The 13,521-nt window shown below is 68.5% G+C and carries 12 protein-coding genes; 3 read left to right on the forward strand and 9 right to left on the reverse strand.

Features of this window, described 5'->3' with window-relative positions; all coding sequences use genetic code 11:
- Positions 1–27: 27 nt before the first annotated feature.
- From DFO45_RS18905 to DFO45_RS18940, 8 genes are all read right to left on the reverse strand, one after another.
- Positions 28–2,346 (reverse strand): EAL domain-containing protein, encoded by a 2,319-nt coding sequence (locus DFO45_RS18905; RefSeq protein WP_133866082.1) that lies wholly within the window; start codon positions 2,344–2,346, stop codon positions 28–30.
- Between the two features lie 116 nt (positions 2,347–2,462).
- Positions 2,463–3,548, reverse strand: coding sequence for a phospho-N-acetylmuramoyl-pentapeptide-transferase (gene mraY, locus DFO45_RS18910; protein ID WP_012173060.1), 1,086 nt, complete (start codon positions 3,546–3,548; stop codon positions 2,463–2,465).
- A gap of 4 nt (positions 3,549–3,552) precedes the next feature.
- Entirely contained in the window at positions 3,553–4,983 is a 1,431-nt protein-coding gene (locus tag DFO45_RS18915) for a UDP-N-acetylmuramoylalanyl-D-glutamyl-2,6-diaminopimelate--D-alanyl-D-alanine ligase (RefSeq protein WP_133866083.1), read from the reverse strand.
- Complete coding sequence (locus tag DFO45_RS18920) at positions 4,980–6,419, reverse strand: UDP-N-acetylmuramoyl-L-alanyl-D-glutamate--2,6-diaminopimelate ligase (RefSeq protein ID WP_133866241.1); 1,440 nt, start codon at positions 6,417–6,419, stop codon at positions 4,980–4,982. The genes DFO45_RS18915 and DFO45_RS18920 overlap by 4 nt, the downstream gene beginning before the upstream one ends.
- A 53-nt stretch (positions 6,420–6,472) precedes the next feature.
- Positions 6,473–8,158: a penicillin-binding protein 2 gene (locus tag DFO45_RS18925; RefSeq protein WP_133866242.1), complete on the reverse strand. Its 1,686-nt coding sequence runs from the start codon at positions 8,156–8,158 to the stop codon at positions 6,473–6,475.
- A 295-nt stretch (positions 8,159–8,453) separates the two neighbouring features.
- Positions 8,454–9,080 (reverse strand): hypothetical protein, encoded by a 627-nt coding sequence (locus tag DFO45_RS18930; protein WP_133866084.1) that lies wholly within the window; start codon positions 9,078–9,080, stop codon positions 8,454–8,456.
- Complete coding sequence (gene rsmH, locus DFO45_RS18935; protein ID WP_133866085.1) at positions 9,080–10,120, reverse strand: 16S rRNA (cytosine(1402)-N(4))-methyltransferase RsmH; 1,041 nt, start codon at positions 10,118–10,120, stop codon at positions 9,080–9,082. Before rsmH ends, DFO45_RS18930 begins: the two co-directional genes overlap by 1 nt.
- Positions 10,117–10,590, reverse strand: a complete 474-nt coding sequence (locus tag DFO45_RS18940) for a transcriptional regulator MraZ (protein ID WP_012173066.1) — start codon at positions 10,588–10,590, stop codon at positions 10,117–10,119. The genes rsmH and DFO45_RS18940 overlap by 4 nt, the downstream gene beginning before the upstream one ends.
- A gap of 452 nt (positions 10,591–11,042) precedes the next feature.
- Between DFO45_RS18940 and DFO45_RS18945 the strand changes: the two genes are divergently transcribed.
- Complete coding sequence (locus tag DFO45_RS18945; protein ID WP_012173067.1) at positions 11,043–11,750, forward strand: TerB family tellurite resistance protein; 708 nt, start codon at positions 11,043–11,045, stop codon at positions 11,748–11,750.
- Positions 11,751–11,761: 11 nt separating this feature from the next.
- Positions 11,762–12,577 carry an N-acetylmuramoyl-L-alanine amidase gene (locus DFO45_RS18950; RefSeq protein ID WP_133866243.1) on the forward strand — a complete coding sequence of 272 codons (816 nt, stop codon included), beginning with the start codon at positions 11,762–11,764 and terminating at the stop codon, positions 12,575–12,577.
- A 17-nt stretch (positions 12,578–12,594) separates the two neighbouring features.
- Here the strand turns inward: DFO45_RS18950 and arsC are convergent, their stop codons facing one another.
- Entirely contained in the window at positions 12,595–13,008 is a 414-nt protein-coding gene (gene arsC, locus DFO45_RS18955; protein WP_133866086.1) for an arsenate reductase (glutaredoxin), read from the reverse strand.
- A gap of 61 nt (positions 13,009–13,069) precedes the next feature.
- On the opposite strand from arsC, the gene DFO45_RS18960 reads away from it, so the two are divergent.
- Positions 13,070–13,510, forward strand: coding sequence for a hypothetical protein (locus DFO45_RS18960; RefSeq protein ID WP_133866087.1), 441 nt, complete (start codon positions 13,070–13,072; stop codon positions 13,508–13,510).
- Positions 13,511–13,521: the final 11 nt, after the last annotated feature.

Raw genomic sequence — 13,521 nt, forward strand, 5'->3', positions numbered from 1 at the left:
GGGGACGGGGGGGGGCGATGCTCCCCCTCACGCCGGATCGAGGGCGCGCAGACGCTCCGCGATCACCGCATCGCTCTCCGCCGCGAGAAAATCCGCCATGTGCTCGGCGGACATGGGGTGGGCGTAGAGGAAGCCCTGCGCCACCTCGCAGCCCCGCGCCGCGAGGAAGCGGGCCTGGCCGATGGTCTCCACGCCTTCGGCCACCACCTGGAGACCGAGATTGCGCCCCAGCTCGATCACCGAGCAGACGATGGCGGCATCGAAGCGGTCCGCCTCCACGTCCAGCACGAAGCTCTGGTCGATCTTCAGCGTGTCGATGGGCAATTGCTTGAGATGGCTCAGCGCCGCATAGCCGGTGCCGAAATCGTCGAGCGCGATATGCATGCCGGCGCCGCAGATCTCGTCGAGGATCGGGCGCACATGGTCGGCCCGGCGCCCGAGGAACACGGTCTCCGTGACCTCCACGTCGAAATGCTCGGCGCCCACCCGCGCCTCGTCGAACCGCTCGAGCAGGTGGCGGCCGACATCGGTGTGCGTGAACTGCGCCGGGGACAGGTTGAGGGCGATGCGCCCGAGCACCACCCCGCGATCCAGAAGCTGGCGCACATCCGCTGCCACGCGCTGGATCATGGCATCTCCCACCAGCACCGCCAGTTCCGGGTCCTGAAAGGCCGAGGCGAAGGCGGCGGGCGCGAGGAAGGCCTGCGGGCCGCGCCGCCAGCGCATGAGCGCCTCGAAGCCCACCACGCGCCCCGTCACCAGCGACACCTTGGGCTGGTAGAAGGGCACGATGGCGCGGCTGGAGGCGGCTTCCGTGAGCGCGGAATGCAGCGCCACGCGCTCCTGCATCGCCCAGCGCATCTGCGGCGCGTAGACCACCGCCCGGTTCCGCCCCTGACTCTTGGCGGCATAAAGGGCGAGATCGGCGTTCTTCATCAGTTCGCCGGAGGTCTGCGTCTCGCCCATGCGCTCGGCAACCCCGACGCTGGCGCGGGCGATCAGCGAGCGGCCGCCGTACCAAATCGGCGCCCGCAGCCCGGCGATGAGCGTCTCGGCCATGTCGATGGCTTCGGGCAGCCGCACGCCGGCGAGGAGGACCACGAATTCGTCGCCGCCGAGCCGCGCGACGAAGCCGCGTCCGCCCACACGCTCCTCCACCTGCTGGCCGAGGCGCCGGGCGGTCTCCACCAGCAGCGCGTCGCCTGCATCATGGCCATAGGTGTCGTTGACGTCCTTCAGGCTGTCGAGGTCCACCAGCAGCAGGCAGACGCTGTTGAAGGCGGCGCAGGCAGCCTCCAGGGAGAGCTGGAAGGCCGCGCGATTCGACAGGCCGGTGAGGGCGTCATGCAGCGCCGCCTGCCGCACCTTGTCCTCGGCCATGAGGCGGTCGGTGATGTCCATGAGGCCGGCGACCACCGCCGGCCGGCCGTTCACCTCCAGCATGGAGCCGCCGATGAGCGCGGTGCGGGCCGGTGCGTCGCCCTGCCCGATGCGCGCCTCGAAATTGGAGATTTCCCCCGTCCGGCGCAGGTTCTCCATCATCTGCTTCTGGACGTCGGGCTCCAGATGCAGGTCGCCGAGGGTCGTCGGGGCGTCCTCCGGACCCTGCTGGAAATAACGCTGGCCCGCCTCGTTCATCCGCAGGATGCGGCCGCTCTCGATGTCCGCCACCACCATGGGGATGGGCGCCGCAAGGAAGGTCTTCTCCACCATCTCGTGGCTGCGGGCGGTGCTTGCGAGGGCGGCGCGCTCCGCCTCGATGGCACACCAGCTCAGGCGTGCCATCCGGTTGTCGCGAAGCACCAGCAGGATCAGCACCGCATTGAGCACCAGCACCCAGATGCCCATGGACAGCAGGCTGAGGGGATCGTCGGGATCGGTGGCGTAGGCGAGCAGCAGCAGCAGGCTGCCGACGAAGCCGTTGAGCACGCGCCAGCGGAACGAGACGGGCACCGCCAGATAGAAGATCACCGGCAGCACGAGGCTGATGGGCAGCGAGATGTTGCTTTTCAGATAGACGATCAGCGCGATGATGCTGCCCGTGAGCCATTGCCAGGCGACGATGAGCCGCTCCAGCCGCGGGAAGTCGACCATGCGTGCGGCCCAGCGGAAGCTGGCCACGGTATAGGCGAGGAGGCTCAGGCGCAGCGCCAGCACAACCGGGAAGATCGGTTCGCCGATGATGCGCAGGTCATTGAGGAGCAGAAGAACGCCGGCGCCGAAGGCAACACCGAGCACCAGGCGGGCGTGGCGGACGGTTTCGGGGAAGCGCTGCCGCTGGAAGGCGGCTTCGTCCTCGACCCGTATGAACTCGCCGGTCATCGGCCGCAACCGAGACGCGCTCATCCCGACCCCTCATTCCATCCCGGGGCCCTCCGGCCGCCCCCTGTCTCCCTTCTATAGCGGTATTTGAGAAATGTCGCAGATTTCAGCGCCCTTGCGGACGCTTCGTCAGGTGGGCCTCAGCGCAGCTTTAGCGTGGCGAGGCCGAGGAGCGCGAGCACAACCGCGATGATCCAGAAACGGATCACCACCTGGCTCTCCGTCCAGCCCAGTTGCTCGAAATGGTGGTGGATGGGCGCCATCCGGAACACGCGCTTGCCGGTGAGGCGGAAGGAGATGACCTGCACGATCACCGACACCGCCTCCAGCACGAACAGGCCGCCGATGACGGCCAGCACGATCTCGTGCTTGGTGGCGACCGCGATGCTGCCGAGCAGGCCGCCCAGCGCCAGCGACCCTGTGTCGCCCATGAAGATCTGCGCCGGCGGGGCGTTGAACCACAGGAAGCCGAGGCCGGCGCCGATGATGGCGCCGCAGATCACCGCCAGTTCGCCCACGCCCGCCACATAGTGGATCTGCAGATAATCCGCGAAGACCACGTTGCCGGAGAGATACGAGATCATGCCGAAGGAGGCGGCGGCGATCATCACCGGCACGATGGCGAGGCCGTCGAGGCCGTCGGTGAGGTTCACCGCATTGCCCGCCGCAACGATGACGAAGGCTCCGAACACCACGAAGAACCAGCCGAGATCGAGCAGCAGGTCCTTGAAGAAGGGGAAGGCGACGGAGCTCGAAAGTCCCGCGCGGCCGGCATTGATCATGAGCACGACGGCGATGCCGGCGATCAGCGCCTCGATGGCGAGGCGCGCCTTGCCCGAGAAGCCGGCATGCGACTGGCGGGTCACCTTCAGATAGTCGTCATAGAAACCGATGAGCCCGAAGCCGGTGGTGACGAAGAGCACCACCCAGACATAGAGGTTCGACAGGTTCGCCCACAGCAGCGTCGCGACGATGAGGCCCGAGAAGATCATCAGCCCGCCCATGGTGGGCGTGCCCTTCTTGGTCAGCAGGTGCGACTGCGGCCCATCGGCGCGGATCGGCTGTCCCTTGCCCTGCTTCAGGCGCAGCGTGGAAATGATGCCCGGCCCGAACAGGAACACGAACAGCACGGCGGTGACGATGGCGCCGCCGGTGCGGAAGGTGATGTAACGGAAAACGTTGAAAGCCGGAAACGTATCGTGCAGCTGCGCGAGCCACTGGAGCATAGATCTATCCTTCGAGCAGCGCGTCGCCGGGCAAGCGGAAGCGTTCGGCGAGCGCCTTGACCAGCGGCCCCATGCGGCTGCCGTTCGAGCCTTTCACCATGAGGGTGTCGCCGGCCCGGATGGCCGCGGAAATCAGCGGTTCGAGGTGCGAGGCGTGCACCGCATAGCCGCCCTTGCGCGAGGAGGGCAAGACCTCCCACAGCGCATGCATCAGCGGGCCGGCACAGAACACCCGGTCGATCTTGCCCGCTTCCAGCGCCTCGGCCAGTTCGCGGTGATGCTGCGCGCCCTCGGTGCCCAGTTCCAGCATGTCGCCCAGAACGGCGATGCGCCGCCCGCGCGGGCCGACCGGAGTCCGGCTCAGCACGTCGATGGCGGCGCGCATGGAGGCCGGATTGGCGTTGTAGCTCTCGTCCAGCAGGGTCGCGGTGCCGCCGGACACCGACAGCGAGACCGGCACGCCACGGCCCGGCGGCGGGCGAAGCCGGGCCAGCGCGACGGCGGCCAGTGCCAGATCCCCGCCCAGCAGGCGGACGGCGGCGAGCACGGCGAGCGCGTTCTGCACGATGTGGCGGCCCGGCATGCCGAGCTTGAAGGTGACCGGCGTCCCCAGCACGTCCGCCACCACCGTGGAGCAGGCCGGATGGAGCACCACGTCTTTCAGCCGCACCTCGCAGGCCGGGTCGGCGCCGAAGGAGACGATATTCTTGACGCCCTTGGCACGGGCCGAGGCGACGAGGCGGTCGAACAGCGGATTGTCGCGGTTGAGCACCGCCGTGCCGCCTGGCTCAAGACCGTCGAAGATCTCCGCCTTGGCGTCGGCGATCTCCTCGATGCCGGAGAACTGGGCGATGTGCACCGCCTCCACCGTGGTGATGACCGCCACATGGGGCCGGACCATGCGCACCAGCGGCGTGATCTCGCCCGGATGGTTCATGCCCACCTCGAACACGCCGTAGCGGGCCGAGCGGGGGAAGCGCGCCAGCGACAGCGGGACGCCCCAGTGATTGTTGTAGGACGCCGCCGAGGCATGGGTCTCGCCATCGGCGGACAGCGCGAGACGCAGCGCCTCCTTGGTGGTGGTCTTCCCCACCGAGCCCGTGACCGCGACGATGCGTGCCTCCGAGCGGGCACGGGCCGCCTTGCCGAGATCGGTCAGCGCGCCAAGCACGTCGGGCACCACCACGAGCGGACCGTCCGGCAGGCCCTGTACGCGGTCGGCCGCCACCACGGCGAGCGACGCGCCGTTCTCCAGCGCCTTGGCGACATAGGCATGGCCGTCGCTGTTCTCGCCGGTGATGGCGAAGAAGGCGTCGCCCGGCTCCAGCGTGCGGGTGTCGATGGAGATGCCGGTCACGTCCGCAAGAGTGCCGCGCGCGGTCCCGCCGGTGGCGGCAAGGATCTCTTCCGGCGTGTACAAAGCGCGGGTCGTCATGCGCCCACCTCTCCCAAGGCGGCGAGAACGGCCGCGGTGTCCGAGAACGGATACGTCCGGTCGCCTATGATTTGGCCCGTTTCGTGGCCTTTGCCGGCAACAAGCAGCACATCCCCAGCCCCCATCATGGCAACACCGGCCCGGATGGCCTCCTCGCGCGCACCAATCTCCAGCGCGCCGGGGGCGGCGGCGAGGATCTCGGCGCGGATGGCGGCGGGGTCTTCCGAGCGCGGATTGTCGTCCGTCACGATGACGACATCGGCCTTGGCGGCGGCAATGGCGCCCATCAGCGGCCGCTTGCCCCGGTCGCGGTCGCCGCCGCAGCCGAACAGCGCGATCAGCCGGCTGGAGGTCGCCGCCCGCAGCGTGTCGAGCACGGTCTCCAGGGCTTCGGGCTTGTGGGCATAGTCCACGAAGACGGGACGGGCAGGATCATGGCCGATCCGCTCCAACCGCCCCGGCACGCCTTTGAGATGCGGCAAGGCGGAGAGCGCGTCATCGAGCGGCACGCCACCTGCGGCAACGAGGCTTGCGGCGAGCAGCGCATTGTCCGCCTGGAAACGCCCGACCAGCGGCAGCAGGATCTCCGGGCGATCGGCGAAGCGGATACGCTGGCTGGTTCCCTCTGCCACCACCTCGGTCACCTTGAGGTCGCCTGTCGCGCCGATGGCGAAGGTGGGCAGGCCGCGCGTGCGGGCGAAGGCGAGCGTCGTCGCGCCATAGGGCGCATCGAGCGCCGCGATGGCGGGCGCCCCGTCCGGCATCAGTTCGGTAAAGAGCCGCAGCTTGGCGTGGAAATAGGCCTCCACCGTCGGGTGATAGTCGAGATGGTCTCGGCCGAGATTGGTGAAGCCGCCGGCGGCCAGACGCACGCCCTCGAGCCGGCGCTGGTCGAGGCCGTGGGACGAGGCCTCCAGCGCCATGTGGGTGATGCCCGCCCCGGCGAGGCGATCGAGCGTCGCGTGCAGGTCCACCGGATCGGGGGAAGTGAGTCCTCCGTAACTGCTCTCGCCCGGCGCGATGAGGCCGAGCGTGCCCATGTAGGCGGCCGGAATACCGAGGTGGGTCCAGATCTGGCGGACGAACTCGGCCACCGAGGTCTTTCCCGCCGTGCCGGTCACCGCGACGATGGTCGCCGGCTGGCGGGGGTGCAGGCGGGCCGCGACAAGTGCCAGCGAGCGGCGCACGTCGAGGGAGAAGACCAGCGGCACGTCCATGTCCGGCGGCGCGCCGGTGGGCTCCATCAGCACGGCGGCGGCGCCCTTGGCGAGCGCATCGGGAATGAAGCGGGCGCCGTCGGCCTTCGTTCCGGGCACGGCCACGAACAGCGTCCCCGGCGCCACCTTGCGGCTGTCGCTGGTGATCGCGGCAATGGGAACGCTGCCGCCCCGTTCAAGGCGCGCGTGCCCGGCGATCAGTGCGAGGAGATCCGCCATGGTGCCAGCCTCAAGCTCCCTCATGCGCACACCCGCCCCGAGGCGGGTGCCTGTCAGCGGCGATCCGCCACCTTCTGCCCGATGTCCCGCAGGAGCTGGTCCGCCGAGAGCGGCGCGCGGGGCGCCACGTTCAGCATCGGCGCGATGCGCTCCACGATCTTTCCGGCCACCGGTGCGGCATTCCAGCCGGAGGTGGCATAGCCATGGGTTTCCGGCGTCGGCTGCGGCTCGTCCAGCATCACCAGCAGGAGATACTGCGGCCGGTCCATGGGGAAGACGGCGGTGAAGGAGGTGAGCAGCTTGTTCTTGGCATAGCGCCCGCCCACCACCTTCTCGGCGGTGCCCGTCTTGGCGCCCACGTTGTAGCCCACCATGTCGGCCTTCTTGCCCGAGCCCTTCTCCACGTTGAGGCGCAGCAGGTAGCGCATCTTGTCGGAGGTCTCGGGCTTCAGCACGCGGGTCGCCACCTTCATGGCGTCGTCTTCCGTGCGCTTCAGGAAGGTGGGCGGGATGAGATAGCCGCCGTTCACCATGGAATTCACCGCCATCACCGCCTGGAGCGGGGCGACCGCGATGCCGTGGCCGAAGGCGATGGTGGCCGAGTTCAGCTCGCCCCAGCGCTTGGGCACGATGGGCTCGGCGCTCTCCGGCAGCTCGGTGCGCAGGCGGTCCATCTGGCCCATCTTCTTGAGAAAGGCCTTGTGGGCGTCCACGCCGAGGCTCAGCACCATCTTCGCCGTGCCGATGTTGGACGAATAGATGAAGATCTCGGGCAGGCTCAGCACCCGGCCTTCCGGATGGAAATCATGGATGGCGAAGCGGCCGAAGGAGAGCGGCGCGCGGGCGTCGAAGGAGTTGCTGAGGGAGATCTTCCCCGAATCCAGCGCCATGGCGAAGGACAGGGACTTGAAGGTGGAGCCCATCTCGAACACGCCCGTGGTCAGGCGGTTGAGGTAGGCGTCGCTGCGCGGATCGCCATTGAGGTTGGGGTCGAAGTCCGGCAGCGAGACCATGGCCACGATCTCGCCCGTGCGGACATTGGTGACGAGCCCCATGGCCGCCTTGGCCTTGAACTTCTCGCGGGCCTTCAGCAGTTCGTCGCGCAGCGTGTGCTGGACGCGCACGTCCATGGACAGCGCCACCGGCTCCTGCTGCCGGTCGGTGGCAAGGCCCGCCAGATGCAGCTCGGCGAGGCCGCGGCCGTCGATATACTTCTCGAGGCCGGCGATGCCCTGGTTGTCCACGTTCACGTTGCCGACCACGTGGGAGAAGGACGGGCCGTCCGGATAGATGCGCCGGTTCTCGCGCACGAAGCCGATGCCCGGGAAGCCGAGACGATAGATGGCCCGCTGCTGGGCCGGCGTGATCTCGCGCTTCAGCCAGGCGAAGCCCTTCTTGGAGTTGAGACGGTTGCGCACCTCGTTCACGTCGAGGTCGGGCAGCACCTTCAGCAGGCCTTCCAGCGTCTCGTCGGGATCGATGAGGCGCTTGGGCTCGGCGAAGAGCGAGGGGGACTTCACGTCGATGGCGATGATCTCGCCATTGCGGTCCACGATGTCCGGCCGGGCGGAAGCGACCGCCTCCGAGCCGCCGCCGCGCACGCCGTTCGGGTCGGACGTGACACCGAGGAAGGCGAGGCGCAGGGCGATGGCGAGGAAGACAAAGGAGAAAGCGGCGATGATGAGCTTGAGGCGCGCCCGCGTCACTGTTTCCTGATCGGCCCGGTCGAGGCCCAGCATGCCGCGCACGATGATGATCGAGGCGCGGTAGGTGAAGCGCACGAGCCCGATGATCCGCATCACGAACCAGCGGCACAGGCGGTAGATGCGCAGCACCACCCAGCGGATCATGCCGTAGATGGTCATGAGGATGAAGCGCACCACCTGCCACAGCAGGTTGAGGACGAAGCGCCCCACCGAGCCGCCGGCGCGGCCCAGCACGCTGCCCGTGGCGCTGCCGGCCCGGCCGAGGCCCTGCGCGGAGGTCTTGAGGAAAGCCGGCACCTTGAACGAGGGGATCATGTCTCAGGCCTCGTCAGTGCGTGCCAAGGAAGCCGGGCGGCAGGAGCGCGCCCAGCGCGGCGAAGGGGTTCTGCGGCTGCTGCGGCGGCGCGGCGGGCGCCTGCTGCGGCATCGCCTGCGCCACCGGCAGCGGGGCGGGTGCCTGCCGGGCGGCGGAGGGCACGCCAGAGCGGGGTGCGGCGGGCTTGGGCGTCGCGTTCGGAGCGGGATTGGAGGGCGAACGCAGCGCCGAGGCGGCGGGCGGGGCGGAGCTGCCCTGCGTCGCACGCTCGCCGGACGCGGGCTTCGGCGGAACGGACGAGGTGGTCAGCGGGGCATCCACCAGCGCCTCGATCATGCCGCCGATGCCGTCCGTGTTGCGGGCGGGCTTCTCGGGCAGATCGTCCAGCATGGAGATGTTGTCAGGGGCGAGCGGCTGCATGTCGAGGTGCCGCTGCACCAGCCCCTGCACATAGATAGGCGCCGTGCGGCGCGCCCATTCGGCGCGCAGGATCGAGATCTGATCCCGTTCGGTGCGAATCGCGGCACGCAGATGGGCGAGGCGTTCCGCCTCCGCCGTGGAAGCGTACTTGACCTTGTAAACCACACCAGCGGTCACGAGCAGCGCCAGAACCATCAACAGGTTGGCGATGCGAAACATCAGCTGCGTCTCCGCCCTCGGCGTTGTGACAGGTCGGCGGGCAGCAGGCCCGCCAGGTCCCCATCCGGATGCGCCGGGGCGTCCGTGCGTTCGGCCGCGCGAAGCTTCGCGGACCTTGCGCGCGGATTGCCTGCCACTTCGTCGGAGCCGGGCTCCACCGCCCCCTTGGCGACCAGCCGGAAGGAGGGAGCCGGCCCCTCCGCTTGCGGCATGTGACGCGAGGCGGATGGTGCCTTGCTTCGGTGTGACAGAAAATTCTTAACGATCCTGTCCTCCAGCGAGTGAAAGGTGACGACCACCAGCCGGCCACCCGGCTTCAGCACCCGCTCGGCGGCCGCGAGGGCCCCGACAAGCTCTTGCAATTCCTCATTCACCGCGATGCGCAGCGCTTGGAAGGTGCGGGTCGCGGGATGCATTTCGCCGGGCTTCGCCCACACCACTTTCGAGACGATGTCGGCAAGTTGGGTCGTGCGGGTAATGGGCGATTCAGCACGTGCATTAACGATGGCGCGGGCGATCTGGCGCGAGAAACGCTCCTCGCCGAGCGTCCAGATGACGTGGGCGAGTTCCACCTCGTCGAGGTCCGCCACGAGATCGGCGGCGGAGGGCCCATCATTGGCCATGCGCATGTCGAGCGGGCCGTCGCGGCGGAAGGAGAAGCCCCGGTCCGCCTCGTCGAGCTGCATGGAGGAGACGCCGATGTCGAGCACCACGCCGTCGAGCGGCGCGGCACCGAGGTCCTGCGCCACCTGATCGAGATGGGAGAAGCGCTCGTGCACGAGCGTCAGCCGGCCGCCGGCCTCCTCGACCAGCGCCTGACCGCCGGCAATGGCGGTGGGGTCGCGGTCGATGGCGATGACGCGGCCATGCGCCGCTTCAAGAATGGCGCGGGTGTAACCGCCCGCGCCGAAGGTGCCGTCCAGACAGGTGCCGGCATCCTTCGGCGCGAGGTGAGCGAGAACCTCGGTGAGCATCACCGGAAGATGACGGGCCGGTCCGCCAGCGGCGTCGGTGGGCCCGACCCCGCGGCCCGTCTTCATCCCGAGATGCTCCCCTCGTTCCCGGAGCCGGATCCGAGGGAGCGGCGGAGCTGCCGCACCTTCTCGCGGGCCTCTGCGAGATGGGCGCGGAACCGCTCCGGCTCCCAGATCCGGAACTTGTGGCCAAGACCCACGAACGTCACCTGATCTGCGATGGCCGCGTGGGTCTTGAGGCTTTCCGTCAGGACGACCCGGCCCTCCGGATCGATCCGCAACATTTCCGTCGTGCCATAGAGCGCCGCCGCCAGTTCCTCCCGCGCTTCCGAATAGGGCGGATAACGGGCGATGAGGGCTTCGATCTCGGCCATCAGGCTGGTGCCGCCCGCGTCCAGCGCCGGTTCGGCGAGGCTCGGATGGCAGTGCAGAAGGTCGGTGCCATCCTTGGCCAGAACGGTGCGGTAAGGCGCGGGGATGGAAACCCGGCCCTTGGCGTCCAGGCGCATCGTGTAGGTGGACACGAAGCGGTCCATGTCGCCCGCAACCCCCAGCGATCGGATGACGCCCCATCCGCGGATTTGATCCGCTGCCTCGACACGGCCGGAGGCGTGGCGGAACACGCCGGCCTCCGGATGGGCTGATTTGGGTTAACATGGGAGGATATGGGCGTCAATGGAATCGCGCGGGCAAAGCCTGTCTGCACGCGGGTTCGCGCCCGGTGATGCCGGTGAAAACGGGTTGGGGACAGGTCGCGGGCGTGGCCGCATTCTTTAAGGATGCATTAACCTTAATCGCGGCTTAATTTTCAGCACATGATCGGTGCTGATTGCACCGCGCGAGGCGCAAGCCTCGGCTTTCCTCGCACGGCGCACGCAAGCCCCGCGCAGGGATGGTGGTTCGGGATCATGGTTAAAGCGTTGTTGCGTACCGCGTTGTTGCCCTGTGGCGTTTCCGGACGTCCGAGGGTCTTGGGGACGGGGGTTCCGTGTCGTTGGTAGGGATGATCGGCGGTGCCGGGCTGGGCTTTGCCCTCGGCGGCCCGCTCGGAGGTCTGCTCGGTGGCCTCGCCGGCCACGTGGTGCAGCGCCTTCTCGCCCCCGCTCCGAAACCGGCCGCCTTCTCCATCGCCCTCATCGCACTCTGCGCCAAGATGGCGAAAGCCGATGGCGTGGTGGTGCCGCTGGAAGTCGCCGCGTTCCGTGAAGTCTTCGACATTCCTCCCGAGGAACTTGCAGGAGTGGCTCGCGTGTTCGACCTTGCCAGCCAGGATACCGCAGGCTTCGAAGCCTACGCCCGCCAGATCGGCGTCCTCTTCGCCGACGAACCGCAGACCCGCGAGGATCTGCTGGATGCCCTCTTCCACGTGGCCAAGGCCGACCATGCGCTGCATCCGAGCGAGCTCGGCTTCATGCACAAGGTGGCCGGGCTGCTCGGCTTCGATGATGTGGCCTATGCCCGCATAGAGGCCCGCCACGTCCACCGGCCGGACGACCCTTATGCCGTGCTCGACCTGCCCCATGACGCCTCGAACGCGGCAGTGAAGACGCGCTATCGGCTGCTGGTGCGCGAGCATCATCCGGACCGCCTCCAGGCCCGCGGCCTGCCGCCGGCGGCGATCAAGCTCGCCAATGACCGGGTGGCTGCGCTAAATGCGGCCTACGCCCGGATCATGGAACAACGGGAGACACGGTGAGCCCCGAGCCCCTGCCCTTCGCCCCCGACAGCGAACTCGTCAGCCTTCTTGCCCCCTCCCCCAACCACGGGGAGCGCCGCGCCGCCATCGACATGCTGGTGCTGCACTATACCGGCATGCAGAGCGCGCAGGCCGCCATCGACCTCCTGCGCAGCGCCACCGCCGAGGTCTCCTGCCACTATGTGGTGCTGGAGGACGGCGGCATCGTGCAGATGGTACCCGAGGCCCGGCGCGCCTGGCACGCGGGCGTCTCGTCCTGGGAAGGGCAGGCCGACACCAATTCCCGCTCCATCGGCATCGAAATCGTCAATCCCGGCCACGGGCAGGGCTATCCGGACTTCCCCGACCGCCAGATGCGTTCCGTGGCCGCGCTCTGCCGCGAGATCGTCGAGCGGCACGGCATCCGGGCCGACCGCGTACTCGCCCATTCCGACGTCGCTCCCGGCCGCAAACAGGACCCCGGCGAGAAATTCCCATGGGAGTTCCTCCACCACGCTGGCGTCGGCCATTACGTGCACGAGGCGCCCAAGGGCGGCGGCCGCTTCCTGATGATGGGCGACAGCGGCCAACCCATTGCCGCGCTTCAGGCCATGCTCGCCCTCTATGGCTACGGCATCGAGGTGACGGGCCTCTATGACGAGGCCACCCGCGACGTGGTGATGGCCTTCCAGCGCCACTTCCGCCGCTCGCAGGTGGACGGGGTGGCCGACGGCTCCACCATTCTCACCCTGCGCAATCTCATCGGCGCCCGCCCGGCGGACGGGGATGCCGGGCACGACCACCATCATGATCATGACCATGATCACGGCGGCTGCGCCCACAGCTGAAGCCGACTCTCATCGCCTCAAGGCTTGAGCGCGACGGCCTCGCCGTCTTCCTTCGTGAAGCTGTCGGGCTTGCGCTCCAGAAGATCGAGCACCCGCTCGGATGGCCGGCACAGGCGCGTGGCGAGCGGTGTGACCACGATGGGCCGGTTGACCAGGATCGGATGCGCCACCATGGCCGCGAGCAGATCCGCCTCGCTCACCTCCGGCACCAGCAGCCCGAGTTCGGCGGCGGGCGTGCCCTTCTGCCGCAGGATGTCGCGGGCGGTCCCGCCCATGGCGGTGATGAGGCCCTTGAGCTGGTCCTGCGTCCAGCCGGTCTTCAGATACTCAACTACGGTCGGCGCATAGCCGGCGGCCTTGATCATCGCCAGCGCGTTGCGGGACGTCCCGCAGGCGGGGTTGTGATAGATGGTGACGGGAAAATCGCTCATGGTGCTGCCAACCTCCCAGGCATCCTGCATCCCCTGACGCACAGCCGAAATCTCATCGAGCGTGACCTATGGCACAGCCGGCCCGATCCTGCTGAACCTACCCTCATCCTTGCGCCAGAAAACGGCGCGTTCCGGCGAGGAGCAAGGACCGATGATTGCCTCATATCGCAAGGCGCTGGCCGTTGCCGCATTGGCGGCGGCCGCGATCTGCACGGCCGCGGCATCCGCCGAGGCCGCCTGCCTGAATCCCGACACCCTCAACATCAGCAGCGCATGGCGGCGGCGCACCGCCAACGCCGACAACCAGACGCTGCGCGACGCTTATGCCAACGGCACCTGCACCTGGATCGCCGCGCCCCATGAGGGCGGTCACAGGCCGGCCTGTGCCGCGGGCACGCTGCACGTCACGGTGTCGAACGGCGTGCGGACCTGCCATGTGTTCCGCAAGCAGAACACGCCCGCCTGCCGGGACATGGATTATTTCCCGGCGACCTGCCTCTAGGCCGACGGCCC

Source organism: Azorhizobium sp. AG788, assembly GCF_004364705.1.
GTDB classification, from domain to species: domain Bacteria; phylum Pseudomonadota; class Alphaproteobacteria; order Rhizobiales; family Xanthobacteraceae; genus Azorhizobium; species Azorhizobium caulinodans.

Coding starts and splice junctions, on each gene's coding strand:
- DFO45_RS18925 (WP_133866242.1), bottom strand. CDS start 8,158: ATGCTGGGCCTCGACCGGGCCGATCAGGAAACAGTGACGCGGGCGCGC.
- arsC (WP_133866086.1), bottom strand. CDS start 13,008: ATGAGCGATTTTCCCGTCACCATCTATCACAACCCCGCCTGCGGGACG.
- DFO45_RS18905 (WP_133866082.1), bottom strand. CDS start 2,346: ATGAGCGCGTCTCGGTTGCGGCCGATGACCGGCGAGTTCATACGGGTC.
- mraY (WP_012173060.1), bottom strand. CDS start 3,548: ATGCTCCAGTGGCTCGCGCAGCTGCACGATACGTTTCCGGCTTTCAAC.
- DFO45_RS18920 (WP_133866241.1), bottom strand. CDS start 6,419: ATGGCGGATCTCCTCGCACTGATCGCCGGGCACGCGCGCCTTGAACGG.
- DFO45_RS18915 (WP_133866083.1), bottom strand. CDS start 4,983: ATGACGACCCGCGCTTTGTACACGCCGGAAGAGATCCTTGCCGCCACC.
- rsmH (WP_133866085.1), bottom strand. CDS start 10,120: ATGAAGACGGGCCGCGGGGTCGGGCCCACCGACGCCGCTGGCGGACCG.
- DFO45_RS18940 (WP_012173066.1), bottom strand. CDS start 10,590: ATGGACCGCTTCGTGTCCACCTACACGATGCGCCTGGACGCCAAGGGC.
- DFO45_RS18930 (WP_133866084.1), bottom strand. CDS start 9,080: ATGTTTCGCATCGCCAACCTGTTGATGGTTCTGGCGCTGCTCGTGACC.